This window comes from Kitasatospora sp. NPDC098652, assembly GCF_044760155.1.
Taxonomy (GTDB): domain Bacteria; phylum Actinomycetota; class Actinomycetes; order Streptomycetales; family Streptomycetaceae; genus Kitasatospora.
Map to the genome: position 1 here is coordinate 331577 of NZ_JBIWAQ010000005.1, position 25446 is coordinate 357022.

Consider the following 25446-nt stretch of genomic DNA (forward strand, 5'->3'; position numbering starts at 1 on the left):
AGAACCCGTGATCGGCACCCTCCAGTGCCTGGTGCTCGACTGCCCGGCCCCGGGCCCGCTGGCCCGCTTCTACGCCGGACTGCTCGGCGGCGAGGTCGACCGCCCGGACCGCCGCTGGTCGCTCGGCGAGGCCTGGTCCACCCTGCACCTGGACGACGGCAGGGTGCTCTGCTTCCAGGCCGTCGCCGACCACCGCCCGCCCCGCTGGGGCAGCGCCGAACACCCGCAGCAGGCGCACCTGGACATCGACGTGCCGGACCTCGACGCCGCCGAGCCCGCGGTGCTCGCCCTGGGTGCGGTGCGGCTGCACGACGCCGGGGGCTGGCGGGTCTACGCCGACCCGGCCGGCCACCCGTTCTGCCTGGTCCGCGGCTGACGGGCGGCCGGAACGGCCGAGCCCCGGCCCCGGACGATGCCGGGAGCCGGGGCTCGGGTGCTGCTCGGAGCGGGGATCAGGCGTTGCGGCGGCGACGCGAGAAGAAGATCGCGCCGATGCCGCTGGCCAGCAGGCCGGCGGCGGCCGCGGCGGCCGCCAGCATGCCGTCCGAGCCGGTGTGGGCGAGCGAGCCGCCGGCCAGCTGGGTGTCGGCGGTGGCGGTGCCGCCGGTGCTGTCGGTGCTGTCGACCGTGCCGCCGGTGTCGGTGGTGCTGGTGAGACCGGCCTTGACGGCGGTGCCGGTGCCCTGGTCGGTGCCCTTGCCCGTGTACTCGGCCGGGGTGGCGGTCAGGTCGAGGGAGAAGCCCTGGGCGCTGACCCACGCGTCCGCGTACTGGCTGCCGGCCGGCTGCTCGGCGAGGATGACCGCCGGGGTGACGTAGACCCGGCCGATCGGGGCGTCGGCGGTGAAGGCCAGGCGCACGTGCTTGGTGAAGGAGGACTTGGCCGCGAGGTTCTTGTCCGTGGTGAGGTGGTACACCAGCGGACCGCCGGCCTGGCCGTTCGGCGTGCCGGTGATGTCCGCCCAGCTGCCGTCGGCCTGCTGCACCTGGAGCTTGCTGTTCCGGTCGGCGACCACCACGGGGGAGAGGTTGTCGTAGTCCGAGGCGCTCTGGTTGTCCACGGTGAAGTCGAACTCGACCGGGGCGCCGCCGATCGCGGCGGTGCTCGGCGCGTTCTTGACCGTCAGGCCGAGGCTCTTCATCTCGACGTCCTTGGTGCTCTCCGACACGACCGTGTTCGCGCCGTCCACGATCGCGGAGTGGAGCGAGACGGTCCCGTGCGCGTTGGGCCAGTCGTTGTTGACCGGGGCGGAGAGGCGCAGCTGGAGGGTCTTGGCGGTGCCGGCGGCGACCGACACGCCCGGGATCTCACCGCTGAAGTTGAAGGTCTTCTCGCCCTGGCTGAAGTTCAGCGTGACGGGCTTCCAGGTGCCGTCGGCGTCACGGTAGTCGACGGCGAAGCGGCCGGCGCTGCGCGCGGCCGGGTTGCTGACGTTCAGCTTCAGCGTGTACGTGGCGTCGGTGCTGCCCGGGTTGGTGACGGTCTCGATGAACTCGACCGGCTTGCCGGAGTTGCCGATGGACGACGGCGGCTGCACCGACAGGGTCGGGCCGGAGGTGACGTTGATCGCGACGAACTGCGGGCCGCAGACGACGGGCATGAACGCCCCGCCCTCGCCGAGCATGGCCCACGGGTGGATGTAGGTGGTGCCGGTCGGGGCGTCGGCGGTGAAGGAGAGGCGGACGTGCCGGGTGAAGGAGGCACCGGGGGCGAGGGTCTTGTCCGCGGTGAGGTGGTAGCGGACCCGGCCCGACTGGTCGGGGGCCGCGGTGACGGTCTCCCAGCTGCCGTCCGCGTTCTGCACCTGGAGCTTGCTGCGCTGGTCGGCCTCGATGACCTTGGCGACGTCGGTGTAGCGCGCGGCGCTGGGGTTGGTCACCGTGACGTCGAACTCGACCGGGGCGCCGCCGGCGACGGCGGTGGTCGGCGCGTTCCCGACCTGCACCGTGAGGGCCTTGGCCGTCACGGTCTTGGTGCTCTCGGCGAGAGCGGTGTGGCCGGAGGCGTCGAGGACGGTGGAGTCGAGCTTGATGGGCAGGTCGTGGCTGCCCCAGTTGTTGTTGACCGGGAGGCCGAGACGCAGCTGGACCGTCTTGGTGGCGCCGCCGGCGACGGTCAGAGCGGTCGGGATCCCGCCGGTGAAGTGGCCGCCGGAGTTGGTGAAGGCCAGGTCGACCGGCTTCCAGGCGCCATCCGCGTCGCGGTAGTCGACGGTGAGCTGGTTCCCGGACCGGGCCTCCGGGTTGCTCACGTCGAACCACAGCTTGTACGAGGCGTCGGCGGTGCCGGGGTTGGTGACGGTCTCGGAGAACTCGACCGGCTCCCCGCCGTTGCCGAACGACTCAGGGGTGTTGACCGTCAGCGACGGCTGGCCGGCCTCGGCCGCGGCCTGGGCGGTCGGCTCGGCGGAGGCGGTGGCGGCGGCCGGGGCGTCGGCGGCGTAGGCGGCCGGGGAGGAGACCACGGCGCCGGTGGCGAGCAGCACGCCGAGGGTGGCGGCGGTGACGACGGCGGAGCGGGAACGGCGTGCGCGCACGACGGACATTCGGGATACCCCCCAGGGTGTTTCACCGGCAGCTTTCCGCTGCTGGTCGATCAGCACGGTACGGATCGGACCTGAGGTCCGGGGTGGTGTCCCCGGTGTCGCCTGCGGTCCGCTCGGGCGGGTTCCCCCGCCGCTCACTCACATGGACGTGCAAGGGCCCGGGGGGTTGCAGGTGAGTTCAGAACTTTTTCGGAGAATCTTTGAAACCGCTCTGACCTGCGGTTTCACCGGCGCCGCGGCCAGGACTCAGTCCAGCACCAGCCGGTCGCCGAGCCGCAGCCGCCCGGGGGCGGCGACCTCGGCGAGGGCGTCGAGCCGGCCGTCGTGGGCGTGCACGATCGCCTTGAGGATCTCCGGCGCGTGCGGCAGGCCGGGCTGTGGGGCGCCGCTCATCGCGCAGCGCTCGCTGGCGGAGACGAAGGCGAGCCGGGCGCTGTCCGGGCCCCCGCCGCGGGCCTGCCGGCCGAGCCAGGCGTCCTCGACGAAGGGCGGGGTGCCCGGCGGGGTGCGCAGCACGATGTTGGGGCGGAACCGGCGTTCGTCGACCACGGCGAAGGGGACGGCCTCGCGGACCCAGTCCAGGGTGGCGGTGCTGAGCACGCTGACGGGCAGTCGGTCGAAGTGCGGGACGGCGTCCTCGCGGGCGAGTTCGACGTCCTCGCGCTGGAGGTAGGCGCGCAGGAAGGCGGTCGGGTGGTCGACCGGGCGGCCGAGCGGGTCGAACAGTTCGGGGCCGTCGATCCGGCGGCCGAGCCGGGCGGAGAGCCGCAGCAGCCCGTCCATCCGGCGGAAGCGGCGGGTGTTCTTGCCCGAGCCGAGCTTCCCGGAGGCGTCGCGGACGGCGTAGAGGCGGTCCCCGGCCAGGCCGCGCACGTCCACGTCGACGGAGTCGAGCCGCTCGCCGCCGGTGGACTTCACGGGGTAGCGCCAGAGTCGCTCGATCACTCCGATGATCTCAGCCATGGCCGGAAAGCCTAGTGGCGCCATCGGAGTTGGTCTAGACCAAGTGCGGCCCCGGTCGGGCCGGTCAGCCCAGCCGCGCCACCGCCCGCACCGGGGCCCCGTCCGCGGCGACCAGACGCAGCGGGAACAGCGACACCTCCACCGGCCGACCGGCCTCCTGCGCCGCCAGCAGCGCCCGCAGGTCGGTCAGGTTCTCGGCGATCACCCCGCCGCCGTCCGCACCCAGCAGCACCCGGTGGGCGGCCAGCGTCGGCTCCTCCACCGGGTCGGGCCCGTCGTGCTCGTCGGTGAGGTCGGCGAGCAGCGCGGCGACCGCCGGGTGCTCCGGCCCCGGGTCGGGGGTGGGGTCCACGCTCAGCGCGTCCACGCCGACCGTCCGCACCCCGGCGGCCACGATCGCCTCGGCGGCGGCCGCGGTCAGGCTGGGGTGGGCCAGGTAGGCGTCGGTGCCCCAGTGCCGGGCCCAGCCGGTGGCCAGCAGCAGGACGGTGCCCTCGGCGCAGCGCGCCAGCGCGGGCGCCAGCAGGTCGGGGGTGACGGCCGTCCGGGGCTCCAGCCCGCGCAGGTCGGCGACCACGGCCGGGCCGGTGAACCGCTCCAGCGGCAGCCCGTCCAGGGTCGGCCAGGTGACGTCCACGTGGTACGGCGCGTCCACGTGCGTCCCGGACTGCGAGCCGAGGTGCAGGGCCAGCACGTTCACCCCCGCCGTGGCGGTGGTGAGCGCGGGCTCCAGCAGGACGGCCGGGTCGCCGGGGTAGACCGGCATCGCGGTGGTCACCTGATGGGTGAGGTCGACGAGGGTCGCTGCCATGCGCCCATCCTCCCAGGGGGCGCGCCCGCGCGGGCCCGCTCCGCCGTGCCCGGGGCGGAGCCGCAGGTGGGGGCGGGACAGAATTGTCTCCATGGGAACTGCGAAGCGTCAGCCGTGGGTGGTCGGGGTCTCGGGAGCGTCGGGGACGCCGTACGCGGCCTCGGTGATCCGGGCGCTGCTCGCCGCCGGTGAGGCGGTGGACCTGATCGTCAGTCGGGCCGCCCGGCTCACCATCCTGGACGAGACCGGGATCTCCTTCCGGGACGCCCACTGGCGCGCCGACCTCGCCCGGTGGCTGGGGACGGACGAGGGCCTGGACGACGTCCGCTACTGGCCGGCCGGGGACTTCGCGGCCGGCCCGTCCAGCGGCTCCTACCCGGCCAAGGGGATGCTGGTGGTCCCCGCGACCACCGGCGCGGTGGCCGGGATCGCGCTCGGCCTGAGCAAGGACCTGCTCCAGCGGGTGGCCAGCGTCACCCTCAAGGAGCGCCGTCCGCTCGTCGTCTGCGTGCGTGAGGCACCACTCAACGGGGTGACGTTGAAGCACCTGGTGGAGCTGGACGCGCAGGGCGCCGTCGTGCTCCCCGCCTCGCCCGGTTTCTACGCCGGCGGCTCCACCGTGCGCGAACTGGTGGATTTCGTGGCCGGCCGGGTGCTGGACGCCGTCGGCGTGCCGCACTCCCTGTACCTGCGCTGGGAGGGCGAGTTGGGCGCTGCCGCCCGCAAGCCGGGCGACGGGGACGCCGCTCGACCTGAGGGGGAGTAAGGAGAGCGAGGGCGGGAGAGTATCTTCTCTGCGATATCCGGGTCGTTCAGCGCACGGCGCCTTTGAATCCGGATAATGATCTGTGGGTCTGGTGAGGTTCGGAAGGACGCGGACGGTATATGGACACGGTGGACAGACAGCTCATCCAGGCGCTCCGGGAGAACGGCCGTGCGTCCTACGCCGAGCTGGGCCGACTGGTCGGACTCTCCGGCCCGAGCGTCACGGACCGCATCAACCGCCTGGAGCAGGCCGGTGTGATCACCGGCTACCGGGCGACGGTGAACCCCGCCTCGCTCGGCTTCGGCGTCACGGCCCTGATCGGTCTCCAACTGACCGACGCGGCCGACCACGAGGACGTCGCGTTCCGGCTCAAGGACCTCAACGAGGTCGAGGACTGCTGGTTCATCGCGGGTGACGACTCCTACATGCTCAAGGTCCGGGTGGCCGACGTGGCCGGCCTGGAGTCGGTGGTCAAGCGGATCTCGGGCACAAAGGGCGTGGCCCGCACCCGCACCACCGTCGTACTCTCCACGAAGTGGGAGAACCGGGTGAGCGAGCTCCCCCCCGAAGGAGAGTGACGGCATGGCACTGGTCGGTCTGGAGGAGCTGCACGCCGCTCGGGAGCGGATCGCCGGGGTCGCGGTGCGCACCCCGCTGGTCCCCGCCCCCTGGGCGTCCGAGGACGGGCGACGGCTCTGGCTCAAGCCCGAGAACCTCCAGCCGACCGGGGCCTTCAAGACCCGCGGCGCCTACAACCGGCTGGCCGCGCTCACCCCGGAGGAGCGCGCCCGCGGGGTGGTCGCCCAGTCCAGCGGCAACCACGCGCAGGCGGTGGCCTACGCGGCGCAGCTGCTCGGCCTCAAGGCCGTGATCGTGATGCCGGACACCTCGCCCGCCGTGAAGGTCGAGGCCACCCGCGCGTTCGGCGCCGAGGTGATCCTCGTCCCACCGGGGGAGCGGGACACCCTGCCCGGCGAGCTGGCCGAGCGGCACGGCTTCGTCTGGGTGCCGCCGTACGACGACCCGTTCATCATCGCGGGCCAGGGCACGGTGGGCCTGGAGATCGCCGAGGACGCCCCGGCCGGGCTGGACACCGTGCTGGTGCCGGTCAGCGGCGGCGGCCTGATCAGCGGGACGGCCGCCGCGCTCAAGCTCACCCGCCCGGGCGTCCGGGTGATCGGGGTGGAGCCGGAGCTGGCCGCCGACGCCCGGGAGAGCCTGCGCTCCGGGCGCCGGGTGGAGTGGCCGGTCGCCGACACCTACCGGACGGTCGCGGACGGGCTGCGCACCCCCTCGGTGGGCGTGCTGCCGTACGAGCACCTCACCGCCTACGTCGACGACATCGTCACCGTCACCGAGGACGAGATCCGCGCCACCGTCGCCCTGCTGGCCCGCCGCGGCCGGCTGGTCGCCGAGCCCTCCGGCGCGGTCGCCCCGGCCGCGTACTTCCACCGCGCCGCCGAGACCGGCGGCCGGACGGTGGCCGCCGTGGTCAGCGGCGGCAACATCGACCCGGGCCTGCTCGCCGAGCTGCTCGCGGCCTAGGCGTAACCTCGTCTCCGGTAAGGAATCGAATGTCTGAGGAGGCGGGGCACCGCATGGACGCAGGGCTCAAGCGCGAGCTGGAGGCGAAGGTCTACGCGGGTGAGCGGCTGACCCGCGAGGACGGGATCGCGCTCTACGAGAGCGACGACCTGGCCTGGCTGGGCGGGCTGGCCCACCACGTGCGGACGCGGAAGAACGGCGACGTCGTCCACTTCAACGTCAACCGCCACCTCAACATGACGAACGTCTGCAGCGCGTCCTGCGCGTACTGCTCGTTCCAGCGCAAGCCGGGCGAGAAGGACGCCTACACGATGCGCATCGAGGAGGCCGTCCGCCTCGCCAAGGCGATGGAGAGCGAGTCCCTCACCGAGCTGCACATCGTCAACGGCCTGCACCCCACCCTGCCGTGGCGCTACTACCCGCGCTCGCTGCGGGAGCTCAAGGCGGCGCTGCCGAACGTCTCGTTGAAGGCCTTCACCGCCACCGAGATCCACTGGTTCGAGAAGATCAGCGGCCTGCCCGCCGACGAGATCCTGGACGAGCTGATCGACGCCGGTCTGGAGTCGCTGACCGGCGGCGGCGCGGAGATCTTCGACTGGGAGGTCCGCCAGCACATCGTCGACCACGACACCCATTGGGAGGACTGGTCGCGGATCCACCGCCTGGCGCACAGCAAGGGCCTCAAGACCCCGGCCACCATGCTGTACGGCCACATCGAGGAGCCCCGCCACCGGGTCGACCACGTGCTGCGGCTGCGCGAGCTCCAGGACGAGACCGGCGGCTTCCAGGTCTTCATCCCGCTGCGCTACCAGCACGACTTCCACGACTCCAAGGACGGCGTCGTGCGCAACAAGCTGATGGCCCGTACCGAGATGGCCACCGGCGCCGAGGCGTTGAAGACCTTCGCGGTCTCCCGGCTGCTCTTCGACAACGTCCCGCACGTCAAGGTCTTCTGGGTGATGCACGGGGTCACCACCGCCCAGCTGGCGCTCAGCCACGGCGCGGACGACATGGACGGCTCGGTGGTCGAGTACAAGATCACCCACGACGCGGACAACTTCGGCACCCCGAACAAGCTCGGCCGCGAGGACCTGCTCGGCCTGATCCGGGACGCCGGCTTCCGCCCGGTGGAGCGCAACACCCGCTACGAGGTCATCCGCGAGTACGACGGCCCCGACCTGACGCGTCGCGAGACCCCGCAGGCGATGCGCCTCTGACCTGCGCACTTCCGCCGCCCGGACCGCACCCGCGGCCCGGGCGGCGGCGTCTTCACCGCTCTCGCACGCGACCCGGGTTTACCAACGGGTACGGCGTTTGGCAGGATCGACGGCATGTCCGGTTCCCATCGCGCCACCGAGTACCCGCCGTACGAGCCGATGCCGGAGCCGGGGTACGGGGTGCCGCAGCAGTCGCACGGGGCGCCGTACCAGGCGTACGAGCCGTACCCGCAGGCCGTCCCGCAGCCCGCTCCGCAGGAGTACTACGGCGAGTACCAGCAGCCGGCCGACGGGTACTCCGGGGCGTACGAGCAGCCGTTCGAGCCCTTCCAGCCCTTCCAGCCGTACGTCGTCGAGCCGGAGCCCGCCCACCAGGAGCCGGCGTACCAGGAGCCGCTGTACGAGCAGCCGGCGTACGAGGAGTCGGCGTACGAGGAGTCGGCGTACCAGGAGCCGGCGTATCAGGAGCCGCTGTACGAGCAGCCGGTGTACGAGCAGCAGCCCGAACCGGTCGCGCCCCTCGCTCCCCCCGCGCCCCTCGCCTCCGTTACGCCCATCGTCGCCGCGGCCCCCGCGCCCGGTGGCCGCGCCGCCGCCCGGGGCCGGCGGCGCAAGGCGAAGCAGAAACGACACGGCAAGGCCGTGATGGCCGGCACCGCGCTGCTGGTCGCGGCCGCCGCCGGCTGGTACACCGTCGGCCAGGACGGCGCCAAGTCCGTCGCCGCGGCCGCCGACGGCCCCGGACCCGAGGGCGTCAGCAAGCCCGACCAGCCCGTCACGCCCGCCCCCGCGGCCGTCCAGGCCGCCGCCGACCGGCAGGCCGCCCCCGCGGCCGCCGGCCGCAGCGAGACCCGGCCGGACGGCTCGCTGGCCGCGATACCCGGCCTCGGGGCCGCCTTCACCGCGAAGATCCCCGCCGCGACCACCCAGGTCGTGGTCGCCACCGGCCAGGGCAAGGACACCGACAAGAACAGCGTCACCCTGTGGACCCGCACCCCCGAGGGCCGCTGGCTGGCCGGTGAGACCTGGCAGGGCCACAACGGCAAGAACGGCTGGACCACCGACCACAACGAGGGCGACCTGCGCAGCCCGATCGGCGTCTTCGACCTCACCGACGCCGGCGGCAAGAAGGACAACCCCGGCAGCAAGCTCCCGTACGACAAGGACGCGAGCTTCGTGGTCTCCGGGACGGGCTTCTTCGGCGACCAGCTGGCCGGCTCCTTCGACTACGTGGTCGCGATCAACTACAACCGGGTCGCCGGCAGCTCCCCGCTCGACATGCGCCGTCCGATGGGCAGCAAGAAGGGCGGCGGCATCTGGCTGCACGTCGACCACGACGGCCCGACCCACGGCTGCGTGTCGATACCCGAGGACAAGATGGCCCAGCTCATCCGCACCCTGGACCCGGCCGCCCACCCGGTGATCGTGATGGGCGACGCCACTTCGCTGGCCGCCTGACCTCGGCGTACACCCGGGCCCAGACGCCCCAAGGGCCTTGTGGACCCCCTACAGTTCCCCGGCGTGGATCCTGTAGCCGGTCGTGCCCGGCTGACCAGCGGGTAACCCGGTTCCATGGCAGCATGAGCGGTTCGCGCATTGTGGCACTCGGGCACTACCAGCCTCCCAAGGTGCTCTCCAACGACGATCTGGCGGCATTCGTCGACACCGACGACGAGTGGATCCGCACCCGGGTGGGGATCCGCACCCGGCACATCGCCGAGGGCGAGACCCTGGTCGACCTCGCCACCGAGGCCGCGCAGAAGGCGCTGGCCAACAGCGGCCGGACGGCGGCGGAGATCGACCTGGTCGTGGTCGCCACCTGCACCGCGATCGAGCGCAGCCCCAACACCGCCGCCGCGGTGGCTGCCCGGCTGGGCGTCCGCGCGCCCGCCGCGTACGACATCAACACGGTGTGCTCCGGCTTCTCCTACGCGCTGGCCACCGCCGACCACGCGATCCGGGCCGGTGCGGCGCGGCGCGCGCTGGTGATCGGTGCCGAACGGATGTCCGACACGCTCGACTGGACCGACCGCTCCACCTGCGTGATCTTCGGCGACGGTGCGGGCGCCGCGGTGGTCGAGGCCCAGGAGGAGGGCGCCGAGCCGGGCATCGGACCGGTGGTCTGGGGCTCCGAGCCGGAACGGGGCGACGCCGTGGTGATCACCGGGTGGGACCCGGTGATCAGCCAGCAGGGCCAGTCGGTGTTCCGCTGGGCCACCACCCAGCTCGCCCCGCTGGCCCGGCAGGCCTGCGAGCGGGCCGGGATCGACCCGTCGGAGCTCAAGGGGTTCGTCCCGCACCAGGCCAACCTGCGGATCATCGACGCGATCGCCGCCAAGCTGGGCCTCGCCGACGCGGTGGTGGCCCGGGACGTGGTCGACTCCGGCAACACCTCGGCCGCCTCGATCCCGCTCGCCTTCTCCAAGCTGGTCGAGCGCGGCGAGCTCTCCCCGGGCGACCCGGTCCTGCTCTTCGGCTTCGGCGGCGGCCTCGCCTACGCCGGCCAGGTGGTGCTCTGCCCGTAGCACCGCCCGGCCCGCCCGCCCCGAGCCGAAGGGGCGCGCCAGTGCCGAAAGGGTGGGCCCCTCCTGCCCGTCGGCGGGCAAGGAGGGCGAGCGAGGAGGCCCCGAGGAACGAGGGGCATCGGAGCGACGACCGTCGGCACCGGGTCAGAGCGCCCCGGAGGCGAGCGGGCGAATATCAGCACATGCCGGTGGGCGGGCACCCTGTGTGAGGGGTGCCCGCCCACCGGCATGTCTGGCGCGCGTGCGGTACGTCGGCGGACCTCCCCCGAGGACACGGCCGCCGTCCGTCGTTCCCCGGACAGGAGGCCGGGGCTGCGCGCGGAGCGGATGGTGGGTCGGAGGACGGTCCTACTTGGGCGCCTTCTTGCCGGTGACGCCCAGGTACACCAGGGGAGCGAGGTTGGGCTTGAGGTCCTTGACCTTGACGCCCCAGGAGGTGAAGGCCTTCTGGTGCTCGGCCGCCGAGGCGAGCAGCGAGACCAGGGCCCCGGCGACGGCGTTCGGGTCGAGCGTCTTGTCGGCCTGACCCTTCGCCTGGAGTTCCTTGACGGCTTCCGCGAGCGGCTTGGCGACCGAGTTGAGGACGGTCATGCGGATCTTGAAGAACCGCTTGTCCCCTTCCGCGGCACCGAGCGTGACCACTCGGAGAATGGCGTCGTTCTTGCGCCAGAAGGCGAGGAATCCGTCGACCAGTTCTTCCGAAGTGGTCGGTCCGGACTTCCCTGCCCAGGACTTTCCGGCCACCAGCTCTTTGAGGGTGTCGGAGTCCTTGGCCATTTCCTCGGCGATTTCGAGGACTGCGCCCTCGACATCCGGGAAGTACTGGTAGAAGGTCGCGGGGGAGGTACCCGCCATACGGGCGACGTCGATGACCTTGACGTCCCGATAGGGCGACGTGCTGAGCATCTCGCGGAGGCAGTCGAGCAGCTTCTGCCGCGTCTCCTGTCCGCGTCGCCCGGCGACGCGACCGTCGACGGTGCGAACTTGTCCTGTCATGCCGTCAGCTTACCGTGGCAAGATCTTGGCGCGATTCGGTGATGCGACTATTACTCCGCACGGGGGGCGCTATAGCGGCCTGAACCACTTCGGACGGATATTCACCGGGCTCCGAAGGCGCTCTTGAAGCCCCCCCGTGTGCTTTTGACCCCATAGCGTGACGGCGAGTCCGCTGAGGGGTGGTCGGGTGACAGAGCGTGACCGGTACGGGGGGTCGGACGGTGGACGGTCCGGACTCCGGGGCGCAAGCCGGTGACGGAACGGGCGTCAGGATCCGGCCGTTCCGTCACCGCTGACCAGCGGACCGACGGTCCGGGGCGGCGGCCGTCTCCCGGTGGGGGAGGTTGGAGTTGCGCCGGGCGGCATTGGAGAATCGGGTCCGGCACCACGCGGCGGGTGCGGACGACGGGGAGGTGGCTGCGGAGTGGACCAGCTGACGGCGCACGATCCGAGGAGGATCGGGCCCTTCGAGGTGCTGGGGCGGCTCGGCGCGGGTGGGATGGGGCTGGTCTACCTGGCGCGCTCCGCCTCAGGGCGCCGGGTGGCCATCAAGACCGTCCGGGGGGAGCTGGCCGAGGACGAGCTGTTCCGCGTCCGCTTCGCCCGGGAGATCGCGGCGGCCAAGACGGTCGGCGGCTTCTACACCGCGGCCGTGGTGGACGCCGACGCGGACGCCCGGGTGCCCTGGCTGGCCACCGCGTACATCCCGGCGCCCTCCCTGGAGGACCTGGTCGAGGAGTGCGGGCCGCTGCCGGTCGACGCCACCCGCTGGCTGGTCGCGGGCATCGCCGAGGCGCTGCAGTCCATCCACGCGGCCGGACTGATCCACCGCGACCTCAAGCCCTCCAACGTGCTGGTGGTCGAGGACGGCCCGAAGGTGATCGACTTCGGCATCGCCGCCGGGGTCTCCAGCACCCGGCTGACCATGACCAACGTCGCGGTCGGCACCCCCGCCTACATGTCCCCGGAGCAGGCCCGGGACAGCCGTACCGTCCGGGGTGCCAGCGACGTCTTCTCGCTCGGCTCGCTGATGGTCTTCTGCGCCACCGGGCACCCCCCGTTCCGCGGCTCCAACCCGGTCGAGACGGTGTTCCAGCTGCTGCGCGAGGAGCCGGACCTCACCGGGATGGCGCCCGAGCTGATGGACCTGGTCCGGGCCTGCATGCAGCAGGCGCCCGAGCGCCGGCCCACCCCCGCGCAGATCCAGGCCGAGCTGGCCCCGCACCTGTTCTCCCGGGACGACGCCGCCGGCGAGGTCGGCGACTGGCTGCCGCCCCACGCGCTGGAGCTGATCGAGCGCAAGCGCGGCCGCCGCCCGAGCGCCCAGCCCCGCTCGTACCCCGGTCCGGCCGAGCCGCCGCGGCCGCCGCACGCCCAGGGCCCGGCGCAGCAGTCGCCCGTGCCGCCGCAGCACCCCGGCCCGGACGACCCGCGCACCTACCCCGGGGCCGGGCACGCCCCGCCGACCGGGCCGGTGCACGCCGGGCCGCGCCCCGGCCAGGACGACGGGATCCCGACCGCGAAGATCCCCTCCAAGAACAAGCACCGCGCGCCCACCGGCGGCATGGCCGTCGAGGTGCAGCTGTCCGGCGCCTCGGTGCGGATAGGCCCGGGGCCGCGGGCCGAGCACGAGCAGCCCGGTCCGAGCACCGCCCCGGCCACCACCGACTGGGTCCGCCGGACGGCGCCGACCCCGCCGCCCGCTCCGACCCCGCCGCCCGCCGCGGCGGCCCGCTGGCGCCCCTGGCGGTTCCGGATGTCCAACGACGTCTGGGGCACCCCGGTGGTCGCCGACGGCACGCTCTTCGTCTCCAGCTTCGAGGTGCACGCGCTGGACATCGCCTCCGGCGAGCGCCGCTACAAGACCCGGGACGTCGCCTGGGCGCTCGCGGTGGACGCCGGCCGGGTGCACGCCGCGGACGGCCCGCACCTGTACACCGTGGACGTCGCGGACGGCACCGAGCGCTGGCGCACCTCGCTGGACGGCTGGGTCTACTCGCTCTCCGCGGCCGACGGCGTGCTCTGCTGCGGCGTGCGCGGCGGCGGCGTCCAGCTGCGCGCGGCCGCCACCGGCGCCGAGCTGTGGCGCGCCGACGACGCCCAGCAGGACTACGAGAACCCGCAGTCCGGTCCGGTCCTGGTGGGCGGCGCCGCCTACTACTTCGGCGCCGGACGGCTGCGCTGCGTGGATCCGCGCGGGGCCGGCCTGCGCTGGTCCTTCCAGGTCGGCGAGGACGTGCCCGCGCACCCGGTCGAGCGCGGCGGCGTGCTGTACGTGACGGCGGGCACCCGGGTGTACGCGCTGGACGCGGCCAGCGGCACCGAGCGCTGGCGCTTCGACGCCCCGGTGGTGCTGTTCACCCCGCCGGCGCTGGACGGCGACGCGGTCTACGTGGCCGACTACCTGGGCACCGTCTACGCGCTGGACGCGGCCACCGGCCGGGACCGCTGGCGCGGGGTCACCGGCAGCCGCCAGGGCGCCGAGCCGGTGGTGGTCGGGGACGGCATGGTGCTGGTCGGCAGCGGCGAGGTGCTGTACGCCTTCGAGGCGGCGACCGGCCGGGAGCGCTGGCGCTACACCACGCGCGGCGAGATCGTCGGCTCCCCGGCGGTGGCCGACGGCCTGGTGCACCTGGGCAGCCGGGACCACTCGCTGCACACCCTGGACCTGGCGACCGGTCAGCTGCGCTGGGAGCTCGGCACCAAGGGCGAGCTCACCGGCTCCCCGGTGGCGGTCGGCGGGCGGGTCTTCGTCGGTTCCAAGGACCGCTGCGTGTACGCGCTGGACGCCTACTACGGCACGGCGGTGCCCGCCCGCTGAGCGGGGCGGACACCGCCGTACGGTGCTGCTACCCGAGGGTCAGGCCTTGCGGGCCCCGGGGTGGCGGCTGCACCAGCCCTCCCACGCGGAGGAGACCATGTCCTCGACGTCGTGGCCGGCGCTCCAGCCCAGCTCGCGGTGGATCAGGTCGGCGGCGGCCACCACCCGGGCCGGGTCGCCGGGGCGGCGCGGGGTCACCTCGGCGGTGGTGTCGTAGCCGGTCACCTTGCCGATGACCTCGATCATCTCCTTGACGCTGACGCCCTCGCCGCGGCCGATGTTGAGCACCAGCGCGGTCTCGCCGGCCGGGTCGGCGGCCAGCCGCTTGGCGGCCGCCACGTGGGCCGAGGCGATGTCGGAGACGTGGATGTAGTCGCGGACGCAGCTGCCGTCCGGGGTCGCGTAGTCGTCGCCGAAGACCCGCGGGGCCTGGCCGGCGGTCAGCCGCTCGAAGACCATCGGGATCAGGTTGAACACCCCGGTGTCGGAGAGCTCGGGCGAGGCGGCGCCGGCCACGTTGAAGTAGCGCAGGGCCACGGTGGACATCCCGTGGGCCTTGCCCGCCGCGGCGACCAGCCACTCGCCGGCCAGCTTGGTCTCGCCGTACGGGCTCATCGGGGCGCACGGGGTGGACTCGGTGACCAGGTCGACGTCCGGCATGCCGTAGACGGCGGCGGAGGAGGAGAACAGGAAGCGCTTGACGCCGCCCTCGGCCGCGGCCTCCAGGACCGTCTGGAGGCCGATCATGTTCTCCCGGTAGTACAGGAACGGCTGCTCGACCGACTCGCCGACCTGCTTCTTGGCGGCGAAGTGCAGGACGCCCTCGATGCCGTGCTCGCGGATCGCGGCGTCCAGGACGGCGCGGTCCAGGGTGGAGCCCTCGATCAGCGGGACGCCGGCCGGCACCCGGGAGGCGTCGCCGGTGCTCAGGTCGTCCAGGACGGCGACGCGCTCACCGGCGTCGAGCAGCTGGCGGACGACGTGTCCGCCGATGTATCCGGCACCGCCGGTGATCAACCAAGTCATGCGGCAATCCTAGGGCCCGTCTTCAAACCCCCGTCGTTCGCCCGGAGGGCGGGCGGGGCGGCGTTGGGGTGCGTGCATCGCAAGGCGGAGGAGGGAGCCCAATGCAGCGCATTGGCGACCGACGACAACGCGGCGAGGTGCGTGCCCTGGGGGTACCTCCCGGCCGAAGGCTGGGGGAGCGTCGGCCCGCAGGCGGGGGTTTGAAGACGGGCCCTAGTTCGGTTTTGGTCACCGGCATCGGGCGAGTCGGGACGTCAAAACGGACAAATCGGTGAAATGCTGACAAAGATTTCCGTGCTCTCATGCCCCGCGCCCTCGCGCGGTGACGAATCGGAGGCAGCCAGGTGAGCCGAAAGAAGGAACACAACCGACCGCTCCCGGCCGGCCCCCGGCCGACCGGCCCCAAGGCGGCGCACCGGCGGCTGCTCGTGCCCGGCGGGGTCGCGGTCGTCGCGGCGCTCGCCCTGGCGCTGGCCGGGTGCAGCAGCTCGTCCTCCTCCTCCAAGGCCACCTCGTCCTCGACCGCCTCCTCCGCCGGCGCGAGCAAGCAGGCCTCCGCCGCGCCCGCCGCCCAGCCGGGCGGCGCCAACCAGCTGCAGGACGCGTACCAGAAGGTGATCGCCGACGTGCTGCCCTCGGTGGTCCAGATCACCACCGGCGACAGCCTCGGCTCCGGGATCGTCTACGACGACAAGGGCGACATCGTCACCAACGCCCACGTGGTCGGCTCGGCGACCACCTTCACCGTCACGCTGGCCAACTCCACCAAGGCGCTGGACGCCGCCCTGGTCGCCAGCTACCCGGACGCCGACCTCGCGGTGATCAAGCTCAGCAGCCCGCCCGGCGGCCTCAAGCCGGCCGCCTTCGGCGATTCGAGCAAGGTCCAGCTCGGCCAGATCACCCTGGCCATGGGCAGCCCGCTCGGGCTCTCCAGCAGCGTCACCCAGGGCATCGTCTCGGCCACCGGGCGGACCGTCTCCGAGCCCCGCGGCGGCGGCTCGCCGGGCGCCACCATCGGCAACATGGTGCAGACCTCGGCCGCGATCAACCCGGGCAACAGCGGCGGGGCGCTGGTCAACCTGGACAGCAAGGTGATCGGCATCAACACCCTCGCCGCGACCGAGCCGCAGACCAACGGCGCGGCGGCCCCCGGCATCGGCTTCGCCATCCCGGCGTCCACCATCACCAACATCACCGACCAGCTGATCAAGCAGGGCAAGGTCACCAACTCCGGGCGGGCCGCGCTCGGCATCACCGCCCGGACCAGCTTCAACCAGCAGTTCCAGCCGGCCGGCGCGGTCATCGTGGCGGTCAGCCAGGGCGGCCCGGCCGCCTCGGCGGGGCTCCAGGCCGGCGACGTCATCACCAGGATCGGCGACACCCCGGTCGACTCGCTGAACGCGCTCACCACCGCGCTCGCCTCGCTCACCCCGGGCACCAAGGTCACCGTCAGCTACACCAGGGACGGCAACAACGCGACCGCCGACGTCACCCTCGGCACGCTGGAGAGCAGCTCCTAGCCGCCCCCCGACCCCGGTACGCCGGCCGGCCCGTACACCGCGCAAGGGTTCCGCGGGGCGGCCTCCGCACCGGACCGGCGCCGGGACCCGTCCACTGCCTCGACGGGTCCCGGCGCCCCTTCGCGTTCCGGGGCCCGTTCGCGTTCCGGGCCCCTTCGCGTTCCCGGACCGGCTCCTAGCGGCGGGCGGTGCGGGTGCGCCAGGGCAGCTCGACGGTGACGGTGGTCGGGCCGCCCTCCGGGCTCTCCACCAGGAACACCCCGTCCACCGCCCGGATCCGCTCGGCCAGCCCGGCCAGGCCGCTGCCCGGGTAGGGGGCCGCCCCGCCCCGGCCGTCGTCCTGGACCAGCACCATCAGCTGGTCGTCCGAGCGCCAGACGTCCACCGAGGCGGTGGTGGCTCCGGCGTGCTTGGAGACGTTGGTCAGCAGCTCGCTGACGGTGAAGTACGCGATGCCCTCGACCGCCGAGTCCGGGCGCTCGGGCTCGCCGTCCGGCCCGGCCAGGTCGACGTTCACCTTCACCCCGCCCGGGACGGTGCAGCGGGCCGACACCGCGGACAGCGCCGCGTCCAGGCCGCGGTCGGTGAGCACCGCCGGGTGGATGCCGCGGGCCAGGTCGCGCAGCTCCTGGAGGGCCAGCTTCACCTCGCCGTGCGCGTTGTCGACCATCCGGGTGGCGACCGCCATGTCCTCCTGGGTCTCCACCTCCCGCAGCCGCTCCTTGGCCATGCCGAGGTCCATCGCCAGCGCGACCAGCCGGGCCTGGGCGCCGTCGTGCAGGTCGCGCTCGATCCGGCGCAGGTCGGCGGCGGCGGTCTCGACCACGGTGCCGCGGTCGTCCTCCAGCTCGCGCACCCGCTCGGCCAGCGCGCCGGGGAAGAGCAGCGACTCGATCAGGATCCGGTCGACCGCGGCCATCGCACGCACCATGAAGGGCAGTACCGGCCACAGCGTGACCACCGAGACCAGGGTCAGGGTGAAGCTCAGGATGCCCCAGGGCAGCATCAGCACGTTGTAGAGCGCCGAGCGCCAGTTCAGCAGGTCGGTGAGGTGGGCGATGGTGTAGCCGACCACGCCCGGGCGGCGCTGCTTCACCGGCTGCGGATCGTCGATCGCGGAACCGTACGCCGAGCGGGCCCGGCTGCGGCCCAGGGCGCCCAGGGCACGGGATCCAGCCAGACCTGCGGCCAGCACCGGCAGGCCGACCACCGTCACCGACAGGCCCAGGCCGACCGACAGCGCGGTCACCGAGAGCACGAAGCCGGCGATGCCCAGCGGGAGGTTGAGCATCAGGTGTCCGACCTGGCGCCACATCCGCGCGCCGTACAGCGGCGGACGCTCCATCCGAGCGTCCTGCTCCTTGATGGCGTCCACGGCGCGGTTCAGCGACTTCATCGGATCATCCGTCCCCTCGTTCGAGCTGGCGGCCCCCAGCATCCCTAACGGGGGAGGGGGTGTGCCATGGGGGTGATACATCTTCCCGGGCGGGGGTTATCCCCACCCCGGCGGGCTCCCGGGCGTTCACCGGGTTGTCCACCGGACGTCTTGCGGAGCGGGCAGGTTTCGGGGGGAGTGGAGCCCTCCCCTTAGACTCACGCATTGGCCATGGTTAAGACCGTGTGAGGAAAAGTCGTAGAACTGTCTTGAGGGCGGGTTCGCGGCCGAGGTGGAGGCGAAGGCATGGAGGGGCAGCAGGTGGCTGCCGTCGCGGCCGACCCGGCGGTCGGCGGCGGCTACTTCGACGCGTACGCCGCGATGGGCCTGCTGGCCGTCATCGGGGTGCTCTTCGTGACCGTGGCGTTCACCGCCAACCGGCTGCTCCGGCCGGTGGTGTACTCCCCCGAGAAGCTCCTCGCCTACGAGTGCGGGGTGGACCCGGTGGGCGAGGACTGGGCGCACACCCAGATCCGCTACTACGTGTACGCCTTCCTCTACGTGATCTTCGCGGTCGACGCGATCTACCTGTTCCCGTGGGCGACCGTCTTCGCGACCGCCGGGTACGGCGCCGGAACGCTGATCGAGATGTTCCTCTTCATCGGCTTCCTCGCGGTCGGACTGCTCTACGCCTGGAAGAAGGGCGTTCTGGAATGGACGTGACGCACACCCACTCGCACGGTGGCCAGGGCGGTCCCGTCCCGCTCGGACTGCCCGACCCGGCCCGCCCCGGCGCCGTCGAGCGCCGGAGCATCGGCCCGCTGGCCCGGCTCGCGCCGGACCCGGTCAAGGTCGTGCTCAACTGGGGCCGCCGCTACAGCCTGTGGTGCTTCAACTTCGGCCTGGCCTGCTGCGCGATCGAGTTCATCGCCGCGTCCATGGCCAAGCACGACTTCATCCGGATGGGTGTGATCCCGTTCGCGCCCGGCCCCCGGCAGGCGGACCTGATGATCGTCTCCGGGACGGTCACCGACAAGATGGCGCCCGCCGTCAAGCGGCTCTACGAGCAGATGCCCGAGCCGAAGTACGTCATCTCCTTCGGCGCCTGCTCCAACTCCGGCGGTCCGTACTGGGACTCCTACTCGGTCACCAAGGGCGTGGACCAGATCATCCCGGTCGACGTCTACGTGCCCGGCTGCCCGCCGCGGCCGGAGGCGCTGCTCCAGGGCATCCTCAAGCTCCAGGAGAAGATCGCCGCCGAGTCCCTGCCCGGCCGCTACACCGCGCCCGCCGCGGTGCTGCGCCGACCGCTGGTGGCGGGGCCCCCGACCGATGGAGGAGTGTCGTGAGCGAGCGCGGCGAGCGACCTGTCGAGACGCTCACGGCGGAGCAGTACGCGGCGTCGGTCGGGGAGTGGGCGACCGGCGCCGAGGCGTACGGGCTGATCACCGTCGACGTGCCGGCCGAGCGCTGGATCGAGGCGCTCACCACCGCCCGGGACGTGCTGGGCCTGGGCTTCTTCGACTGGCTGAGCGCCGTCGACGAGCTCGCCGAGGGCTTCTCCGTGGTCGCCCACCTGGCCGCCGTCGAGGCGCCGGGCGTGCGGCACCTCGCGCTGCGCACCCGGCTGCCGCGGGACGGCGCCGCACTGCCGAGCGCCGTCGCGGTGTACGCCGGGGCCGCCTGGCACGAGCGCGAGACCCACGAGATGTTCGGCATCGACTTCCCCGGGCACCCCCACCTGGCCACCCTGCTGCTGCCGGACGGCTTCGAGGGGCACCCGCTGCGCAAGGAGTTCGTGCTCGCGGCGCGGGTCGCCAAGGACTGGCCGGGCGCCAAGGAGCCGGGCGAGTCGGACCACGGCGGCGGCCCGGCTCGGCGCAAGATGCAGCCGGCCGGTGTGCCGGACCCGAACGAGTGGGGGCCGCTCAAGGGCACCCTGCCGCCGGTCGCCGAGCGGCCCGCGCGCGGTGCGCGGGCGGCCGGTGCGGCGGCGCGCACCCCGCGGGCGGGCGCGGCGGCGGCCGGGGCCGGGGCCGGGGCCGGCGCACCCGGCGCCGAGGGCGCTCCGGCGGTGCGGGCGGACCGGCCGCGGCGGACCAGGTCCGTCTCCGAGGGCTCGGCGAGCCAGGCGGGCGGCGAGGCCGAGGCGGCGCCGGGGACCTCGGCTGTTCCGGGCGCGCCTGCTCCGGACGCACCTGCTGTTCCGGGCGCACCCGCTGTTCCTGCCGCACCCGGTGCCGAAGGCGCTCCGCCGGTGCGGGCGGACCGGCCGCGGCGGACCCGGTCGGTGTCCGACGGTTCGGTCAGCCAGGCGGCCGATGCCGCCGCCGAGCCGACGGCCGAGCCCCAGACCCCGGCTCCGGCCCCGGCTCCGGCCCCGGCGCGGCCACGGTCCTCCGACGCGCCCTGGCACAACCCGGTGCCCGCCCACGAGGAGAAGCCGTCGGGCGAGGCCGGCGGGCAGGAGCCCGGTGGGGCGAAGGACGAGAACCCGGCCGGAGCGGCCGACCAGGACGGAGACGGCGCGTGAACCTGCTCGACACGGTGCTCCGCTGCGTCGCCACCCTGGTCGTCTTCCTGGTCTTCCCGCTGCTCATCGGCCAGACCGAGCACAAGGTGATGGCGCACATGCAGGGCCGGCTCGGCCCGATGTACGCGGGCGGCTTCCACGGCTGGGCCCAGCTCGTCGCGGACGGGGTGAAGTTCGCCCAGAAGGAGGACATCGTCCCGGCCGGCGCGGACCGCAGGGTCTTCCAGCTGGCGCCCGCCGTCTCGCTGCTGCCGTACCTGTTCGTGCTGCTGGCGATCCCGGTCGGCCCGAACGGCTTCGTCGGCCAGGCGGTCGACGCCGGGCTGTTCTTCGTGCTGGCCGTGATGGGCGTCGGCGTGATCGGCAAGCTGATGGCCGGCTGGGCCTCGGCGAACAAGTTCTCGCTGCTCGGCGGCCTGCGCACGGCCGCCCAGCTGATGTCCTACGAGCTGCCGATGGTGCTCGCGGCGGCCTCGGTGGCGATGGCCGCCGACACCCTGTCGCTGCCCGGCATCCTGGACGCCTGGCAGTGGTACTGGCTGCCCTGGCAGCTCATCGGCGCCTTCGTGTTCTTCACGGCCGGCCTGGCCGAGCTCCAGCGGCCGCCGTTCGACATGCCGGTCGCCGACTCGGAGATCATCTTCGGCGCCTACACCGAGTACACCGGGCTGCGCTTCGCGCTGTTCCTGCTGTCCGAGTACGCGGGCATCCTGGTGGTGTCGGCGCTGACGGCGGTGCTGTTCCTCGGCGGGTGGCACGGGCCGATGGCGGACCAGCTCGGCTGGCTCTGGATGCTCCTCAAGACCTTCGCGCTGGCCTTCCTGGTCATCTGGCTGCGGGTCACCTACCCGCGTCTGCGCGAGGACCAGCTGATGCGCTTCGCCTGGATCGTGCTGATCCCGCTCGCGCTCGTCCAGCTGGCCCTCACCGGCATCATCAAGGTGGCGATCGCATGAGTTTTCCCGGTGCCGGTCTCGCCAAGGGCCTGGCCGTGACGCTGCGGACGATGACGAAGAAGACCGTCACCGCGCAGTACCCCGAGGTCCAGCCGGTGCTGCCGCCGCGTTCGCGCGGCGTCATCGCGCTGCTGGAGGAGAACTGCACGGTGTGCATGCTCTGCGCACGCGAGTGCCCGGACTGGTGCATCTACATCGACTCCCACAAGGAGACGCTGCCGGCCGCCGAGCCGAACGCCCGGGCCCGTACCCGCAACGTGTTGGACCGCTTCGCCATCGACTTCTCGCTCTGCATGTACTGCGGGATCTGCATCGAGGTGTGCCCCTTCGACGCCCTGTTCTGGTCGCCGGAGTTCGAGTACGCGGAGACCGACATCCACGAGCTGACCCACGAGCGGGAGAAGCTCCGGGAGTGGATGTGGACCGTCCCGGCGCCGCCGGCGCTGGACCCGGCGGCCGAGGAGCCCAAGGAGATCGCCACCGCGCGCAAGGCGGCGGACAAGCTCGCCGCCGCCGCGGCGGCCGAGGCTGCCGCCGCCGTCGAGACCGCTGAGGCCGCTGAGGCCGTCGAGACCGCCGAGACCGCCGAGGCCGCCGAGGAGAAGGGTGACGACGCGTGAACGCCGCTGCCACGCTTCTCGCGGCGACCGGTTCCCTGGAGCCGGCCGCCCGTTCGTTCCTGTCCCCGACCGGGCAGGAGATCGTCTTCCTGCTGGTCGGCATCGCGGTGCTCGGCTCGGCGGTGGTCTCGGTGACCACCAAGCAGCTGGTGCACGCCGCGCTCTGGCTGGTGGTCGCGCTCGGCGGGCTGGCGGTGGAGTTCCTGCTGCTCACGGCCGAGTTCATCGCCTGGGTGCAGGTGCTGATCTACCTGGGCTCGGTGGTCGTCCTGGTGCTGTTCGGGCTGATGCTCACCAAGGCGCCGATCGGGCGCTCGCCGGACGCCGACTCCAAGAACCGCTGGGTCGCCCTGGTGGTGGCGCTGGCCGCGGCCGGGACCCTGGTGACCCTGGTGGTCGACGCCTTCCGGACCTCCTGGATCGACCTCGGCGCGGGCGGCGGTTCGGCCTCCGTGACCGGCGCCAGCCTGTTCCGCAACTGGGTGCTGCCCTTCGAGGCGCTGTCCGTGCTGCTGCTGGCGGCGCTGGTCGGCGCGATCGTGCTGTCGCGCGGGTCCGGGCGCCGGGTGCCGACGCCCCGGGCGGGCAAGCTGCGGGCCGGACGGCCGGTCGGGTCGAACGGGACGGTGGCCGCGACCACGCCCAAGCCCTCCGCACCCGCGTCGCCCGCGTCGCCCGCGTCGTCCGCGTCGTCCGCGTCGCCCGCGTCGTCCGCGTCGGAGGAGAGCTGATGCACCTCGTCTACCCCGTCGTCCTCGCCGCGCTGCTGTTCAGCGTCGGCGTGTACGGCGTGCTCGCCCGGCGCAACGCCGTCCTGGTACTGATGTCCGTCGAGCTGATGCTCAACGCCGTCAACCTCGACCTGGTCGCCTTCGACGCCTGGCTGCGCGACTCGCTGCACGCCGGGCAGGTGCTCACCCTGTTCACCATCACCGTCGCCGCCGCCGAGATCGGACTGGGGCTCGCCATCGTCCTGCTGCTGTTCCGGGCCCGGGGCACCGCGGACATCGACCGGGCCACCACGCTCGGCGACCCGGCCGAGCCGCACACCCCGGCCGAGGACGAGCCGGTCGCAGCCGAGGCACTGAAGGGCCGGGCCACCGCATGAACCTCGCCCTGCCCGTCCTCGTCCCCGCGCTGCCCGCGCTCGGCGCCGCCGCGACCCTGGCCGTCGGCAAGAAGGCGCCCGGGCTGGCCCGGCCGCTGGCGATCGTCCCGGTCGCCGTCTCGGCCGTGCTCGCCCTGGTGGTCGCCCTCCAGCTCGGCACCGGCCGGACCCTGGACGCCGCCACCCGGCTCACCCCGACCGGCGGCCCGGACATCGCGCTCTCCGTCCACCTGGACGGCTTCACCTCGCTGATCTCGGTGCTGGTCGGCCTGGTCGCCACCTGTGTCCAGGTCTACTCGACCGCGTACCTCAAGGAGGACCGGCGCTACCCCTCGTACGCGGCGCTGGTCTCGCTGTTCACCGCGGCGATGTTCCTGGTGGTCTACTCGGGCGACCTCGTCGTGCTGCTGGTCGGCTGGGAGGTCATGGGCGTCTGCTCGTACTTCCTGATCGGCCACCACTGGGAGAGCGCCGACGCCCGGTCGGCCTCGCTCAAGGCCTTCCTGGTCACCAAGCTCGGTGACGTGCCGTTCCTGTTCGGGATCTTCCTGCTCGGCGCGGACGCCGGCAGCTTCCGGATCACCGACGTGCTGTCGGCCGCGACCGAGGGCCGGCTGGGCCACCCGACGCTGGTCGCGCTGCTGCTGCTCGCCGGCGTGGCCGGCAAGAGCGCCCAGTTCCCGCTGCACACCTGGCTCCCGGACGCGATGGCCGGTCCGACGCCGGTCTCCGCCCTGATCCACGCCGCCACCATGGTCGCGGCCGGCATCTACCTGGTGGCCCGGCTGCTGCCGGTGTTCCTCCAGTCGGGGGCGGCACTGGTGGTGCTCGCGGTGATGGCCGCCGTGACGATGATCGGCTCGGCGCTCTGCGCGCTCGCCCAGGACGACCTCAAGCGGGTCCTCGCCTACTCCACCGTCGGCCAGCTGGGCTACATGGCCGGCGCGCTGGCCAGCGGTGACCGCGAGGCCTCGGTGTTCCACCTGGTCAGCCACGGCGCGTTCAAGGCGCTGCTGTTCCTGGCCGCCGGTGTGGTGATCCACGCCGCGCACACCAACTCGATCTCCGCGATGTCCCGGATCCCGGGCCTGCGCAGGACCGTCCCGGACGCCCACTGGACGATGGGCATCGCGCTGTTCGCGCTGGCCGGTCTGCCGCCGTTCTCCGGCTTCTTCAGCAAGGAAGCGGTGCTCACCGCGGCCGAGCACGCCGCCAACGGCGAGGCGCTGACCAACGGCCTCGGCCCGGCCTCGGCGGTGCCGCAGGCGGCCGGCTGGATCGTGCTGATCTCGGCCGCGCTCACCGCGCTGCTCACCGGTGCCTACGCGGCCAGGCTGTTCCTGGTCGCCTTCCACAGCCCGGCGGGCGCGGCCGCGCCCGCTCGGGCCGCCCAGGCGGCCCAGGCGGCCCAGGCGGCCCAGGCCGCCCAGGCCGCTCCGGCCGACCACGAGGCCGACGCGCCGTACTCGCCCGAGCCGGACGAGGCCGACCCGACCACCGCCGAGCCGCCCGCGATGCGCTGGCCGCTGTGGGTGCTGGCCGTCCCGACCATCGCCTTCGGCGTCGCCGGGCTGCGCTCGGACTGGCTGCCCGCGCTGCTGGACGGCGGCTCGCTGCGCCCCACCGGCGTCACCGCCGTGACCGGCACCGGGCTCGCCGTGGTCGGTGTGCTCGCCACGTACGGCGCCTGGCGCTCGGCCACCGCGCGGCTGACCACCGGCCGGCCCGCCCCGGCCGCCGCCGGCAGGGTGCCCGAGCAGGCCGGAGCCCCGGCCGCCGAGGTGGTCGTCGCCGACCCCGGGCGCACCCTGCTCGGCCCGCTGTTCGGTCCGGCCCGGCACGGCTTCGGCGTCGACCGGCTCTACCACCTGCTGTTCGTCCGGCCGGTGGTCGCGGCGGCCCGGCTGGTCCGCTTCCTCGACCGCGAGGTCGTCGAGGGCTATGTGCAGGGCAGCGGGATCGGCGCCAACCTGCTCGGCCGGGCCGTCCGGCTCGCGCAGACCGGCAACGCGCAGACCTACCTCAGCGCCCTGCTGGCCGGGGTCGTCCTGCTCGCCGTCCTGGTGGCGGTGTAGCCGGTGCCGTTCTCCCCCATCCCCGTCCTCTCCACCGCCGCCC

At 73.2% G+C, this 25446-nt stretch carries 23 protein-coding genes; 17 read left to right on the plus strand and 6 right to left on the minus strand.

The window, feature by feature from the left end; translation table 11 throughout:
• The first annotated feature begins 7 nt into the window (after window positions 1-7).
• On the plus strand, window positions 8-376 hold the full coding sequence (locus tag ACIQWA_RS14540) for a VOC family protein (protein WP_402482151.1): 369 nt from the start codon (window positions 8-10) through the stop codon (window positions 374-376).
• Window positions 377-452: 76 nt separating this feature from the next.
• Here the strand turns inward: ACIQWA_RS14540 and ACIQWA_RS14545 are convergent, their stop codons facing one another.
• The 3 genes from ACIQWA_RS14545 to ACIQWA_RS14555 form a co-directional block, all read right to left on the minus strand.
• A complete protein-coding gene (locus ACIQWA_RS14545; RefSeq protein ID WP_402482154.1) occupies window positions 453-2537 on the minus strand; it encodes an LPXTG cell wall anchor domain-containing protein in 2085 nt (694 codons plus the stop codon).
• Between the two features lie 255 nt (window positions 2538-2792).
• Window positions 2793-3509, minus strand: coding sequence for an MOSC domain-containing protein (locus tag ACIQWA_RS14550; RefSeq protein ID WP_402482156.1), 717 nt, complete (start codon window positions 3507-3509; stop codon window positions 2793-2795).
• A gap of 64 nt (window positions 3510-3573) precedes the next feature.
• A complete protein-coding gene (locus tag ACIQWA_RS14555; protein WP_360225989.1) occupies window positions 3574-4320 on the minus strand; it encodes a cyclase family protein in 747 nt (248 codons plus the stop codon).
• 91 nt (window positions 4321-4411) lie between these two features.
• Between ACIQWA_RS14555 and ACIQWA_RS14560 the strand changes: the two genes are divergently transcribed.
• The 6 genes from ACIQWA_RS14560 (at window position 4412) to ACIQWA_RS14585 (ending at window position 10373) form a co-directional block, all read left to right on the plus strand.
• Window positions 4412-5086, plus strand: a complete 675-nt coding sequence (locus ACIQWA_RS14560; RefSeq protein ID WP_360225992.1) for a UbiX family flavin prenyltransferase — start codon at window positions 4412-4414, stop codon at window positions 5084-5086.
• Between the two features lie 119 nt (window positions 5087-5205).
• Entirely contained in the window at window positions 5206-5664 is a 459-nt protein-coding gene (locus tag ACIQWA_RS14565) for an Lrp/AsnC family transcriptional regulator (RefSeq protein ID WP_030232219.1), read from the plus strand.
• Window positions 5665-5668: 4 nt separating this feature from the next.
• Window positions 5669-6631: a threonine/serine dehydratase gene (locus ACIQWA_RS14570; RefSeq protein WP_402482161.1), complete on the plus strand. Its 963-nt coding sequence runs from the start codon at window positions 5669-5671 to the stop codon at window positions 6629-6631.
• Between the two features lie 53 nt (window positions 6632-6684).
• Entirely contained in the window at window positions 6685-7848 is a 1164-nt protein-coding gene (mqnE, locus tag ACIQWA_RS14575) for an aminofutalosine synthase MqnE (RefSeq protein ID WP_402482164.1), read from the plus strand.
• Window positions 7849-7962: 114 nt separating this feature from the next.
• Complete coding sequence (locus ACIQWA_RS14580; protein WP_402482167.1) at window positions 7963-9306, plus strand: L,D-transpeptidase family protein; 1344 nt, start codon at window positions 7963-7965, stop codon at window positions 9304-9306.
• Window positions 9307-9428: 122 nt separating this feature from the next.
• Window positions 9429-10373, plus strand: coding sequence for a beta-ketoacyl-ACP synthase III (locus ACIQWA_RS14585; RefSeq protein ID WP_402482170.1), 945 nt, complete (start codon window positions 9429-9431; stop codon window positions 10371-10373).
• Between the two features lie 348 nt (window positions 10374-10721).
• Here the strand turns inward: ACIQWA_RS14585 and ACIQWA_RS14590 are convergent, their stop codons facing one another.
• Window positions 10722-11369, minus strand: a complete 648-nt coding sequence (locus ACIQWA_RS14590) for a TetR family transcriptional regulator (protein ID WP_360226007.1) — start codon at window positions 11367-11369, stop codon at window positions 10722-10724.
• Window positions 11370-11793: 424 nt separating this feature from the next.
• Between ACIQWA_RS14590 and ACIQWA_RS14595 the strand changes: the two genes are divergently transcribed.
• Entirely contained in the window at window positions 11794-14190 is a 2397-nt protein-coding gene (locus tag ACIQWA_RS14595) for a PQQ-binding-like beta-propeller repeat protein (RefSeq protein ID WP_402482173.1), read from the plus strand.
• Window positions 14191-14229: 39 nt separating this feature from the next.
• Here the strand turns inward: ACIQWA_RS14595 and galE are convergent, their stop codons facing one another.
• Window positions 14230-15216, minus strand: a complete 987-nt coding sequence (gene galE, locus ACIQWA_RS14600; protein WP_402482176.1) for a UDP-glucose 4-epimerase GalE — start codon at window positions 15214-15216, stop codon at window positions 14230-14232.
• Between the two features lie 422 nt (window positions 15217-15638).
• Between galE and ACIQWA_RS14605 the strand changes: the two genes are divergently transcribed.
• Window positions 15639-16736 (plus strand): S1C family serine protease, encoded by a 1098-nt coding sequence (locus ACIQWA_RS14605; RefSeq protein ID WP_402482445.1) that lies wholly within the window; start codon window positions 15639-15641, stop codon window positions 16734-16736.
• A 175-nt stretch (window positions 16737-16911) separates the two neighbouring features.
• On the opposite strand, the gene ACIQWA_RS14610 is transcribed toward ACIQWA_RS14605, so the two are convergent.
• On the minus strand, window positions 16912-18132 hold the full coding sequence (locus ACIQWA_RS14610; RefSeq protein ID WP_402482179.1) for a sensor histidine kinase: 1221 nt from the start codon (window positions 18130-18132) through the stop codon (window positions 16912-16914).
• Window positions 18133-18417: 285 nt separating this feature from the next.
• Between ACIQWA_RS14610 and ACIQWA_RS14615 the strand changes: the two genes are divergently transcribed.
• From ACIQWA_RS14615 to ACIQWA_RS14650, 8 genes are read left to right on the plus strand one after another with little or no spacing between them, the layout of a single operon-like run.
• Window positions 18418-18834, plus strand: a complete 417-nt coding sequence (locus ACIQWA_RS14615; RefSeq protein ID WP_360226015.1) for an NADH-quinone oxidoreductase subunit A — start codon at window positions 18418-18420, stop codon at window positions 18832-18834.
• Entirely contained in the window at window positions 18825-19460 is a 636-nt protein-coding gene (locus ACIQWA_RS14620; protein WP_360226018.1) for an NADH-quinone oxidoreductase subunit B family protein, read from the plus strand. Before ACIQWA_RS14615 ends, ACIQWA_RS14620 begins: the two co-directional genes overlap by 10 nt.
• Entirely contained in the window at window positions 19457-20644 is a 1188-nt protein-coding gene (locus ACIQWA_RS14625; protein ID WP_402482183.1) for an NADH-quinone oxidoreductase subunit C, read from the plus strand. The genes ACIQWA_RS14620 and ACIQWA_RS14625 overlap by 4 nt, the downstream gene beginning before the upstream one ends.
• Window positions 20641-21600 (plus strand): NADH-quinone oxidoreductase subunit NuoH, encoded by a 960-nt coding sequence (nuoH, locus tag ACIQWA_RS14630; RefSeq protein WP_402482184.1) that lies wholly within the window; start codon window positions 20641-20643, stop codon window positions 21598-21600. The genes ACIQWA_RS14625 and nuoH overlap by 4 nt, the downstream gene beginning before the upstream one ends.
• Window positions 21597-22220, plus strand: coding sequence for a NuoI/complex I 23 kDa subunit family protein (locus tag ACIQWA_RS14635; protein WP_402482186.1), 624 nt, complete (start codon window positions 21597-21599; stop codon window positions 22218-22220). The genes nuoH and ACIQWA_RS14635 overlap by 4 nt, the downstream gene beginning before the upstream one ends.
• Window positions 22217-22951, plus strand: a complete 735-nt coding sequence (locus ACIQWA_RS14640; RefSeq protein ID WP_402482189.1) for an NADH-quinone oxidoreductase subunit J — start codon at window positions 22217-22219, stop codon at window positions 22949-22951. Before ACIQWA_RS14635 ends, ACIQWA_RS14640 begins: the two co-directional genes overlap by 4 nt.
• Window positions 22951-23328 carry an NADH-quinone oxidoreductase subunit NuoK gene (gene nuoK, locus ACIQWA_RS14645; RefSeq protein WP_402482192.1) on the plus strand — a complete coding sequence of 126 codons (378 nt, stop codon included), beginning with the start codon at window positions 22951-22953 and terminating at the stop codon, window positions 23326-23328. Before ACIQWA_RS14640 ends, nuoK begins: the two co-directional genes overlap by 1 nt.
• Window positions 23325-25403: an NADH-quinone oxidoreductase subunit L gene (locus ACIQWA_RS14650; protein WP_402482195.1), complete on the plus strand. Its 2079-nt coding sequence runs from the start codon at window positions 23325-23327 to the stop codon at window positions 25401-25403. Before nuoK ends, ACIQWA_RS14650 begins: the two co-directional genes overlap by 4 nt.
• Window positions 25404-25446: the final 43 nt, after the last annotated feature.

Coding starts and splice junctions, on each gene's coding strand:
- ACIQWA_RS14550 (WP_402482156.1), bottom strand. CDS start 3,509: ATGGCTGAGATCATCGGAGTGATCGAGCGACTCTGGCGCTACCCCGTG.
- ACIQWA_RS14555 (WP_360225989.1), bottom strand. CDS start 4,320: ATGGCAGCGACCCTCGTCGACCTCACCCATCAGGTGACCACCGCGATG.
- ACIQWA_RS14560 (WP_360225992.1), top strand. CDS start 4,412: ATGGGAACTGCGAAGCGTCAGCCGTGGGTGGTCGGGGTCTCGGGAGCG.
- ACIQWA_RS14565 (WP_030232219.1), top strand. CDS start 5,206: ATGGACACGGTGGACAGACAGCTCATCCAGGCGCTCCGGGAGAACGGC.
- ACIQWA_RS14570 (WP_402482161.1), top strand. CDS start 5,669: ATGGCACTGGTCGGTCTGGAGGAGCTGCACGCCGCTCGGGAGCGGATC.
- mqnE (WP_402482164.1), top strand. CDS start 6,685: ATGGACGCAGGGCTCAAGCGCGAGCTGGAGGCGAAGGTCTACGCGGGT.
- ACIQWA_RS14580 (WP_402482167.1), top strand. CDS start 7,963: ATGTCCGGTTCCCATCGCGCCACCGAGTACCCGCCGTACGAGCCGATG.
- ACIQWA_RS14585 (WP_402482170.1), top strand. CDS start 9,429: ATGAGCGGTTCGCGCATTGTGGCACTCGGGCACTACCAGCCTCCCAAG.
- ACIQWA_RS14590 (WP_360226007.1), bottom strand. CDS start 11,369: ATGACAGGACAAGTTCGCACCGTCGACGGTCGCGTCGCCGGGCGACGC.
- galE (WP_402482176.1), bottom strand. CDS start 15,216: ATGACTTGGTTGATCACCGGCGGTGCCGGATACATCGGCGGACACGTC.
- ACIQWA_RS14610 (WP_402482179.1), bottom strand. CDS start 18,132: ATGAAGTCGCTGAACCGCGCCGTGGACGCCATCAAGGAGCAGGACGCT.
- ACIQWA_RS14615 (WP_360226015.1), top strand. CDS start 18,418: ATGGAGGGGCAGCAGGTGGCTGCCGTCGCGGCCGACCCGGCGGTCGGC.
- ACIQWA_RS14620 (WP_360226018.1), top strand. CDS start 18,825: ATGGACGTGACGCACACCCACTCGCACGGTGGCCAGGGCGGTCCCGTC.
- ACIQWA_RS14635 (WP_402482186.1), top strand. CDS start 21,597: ATGAGTTTTCCCGGTGCCGGTCTCGCCAAGGGCCTGGCCGTGACGCTG.
- nuoK (WP_402482192.1), top strand. CDS start 22,951: ATGCACCTCGTCTACCCCGTCGTCCTCGCCGCGCTGCTGTTCAGCGTC.
- ACIQWA_RS14650 (WP_402482195.1), top strand. CDS start 23,325: ATGAACCTCGCCCTGCCCGTCCTCGTCCCCGCGCTGCCCGCGCTCGGC.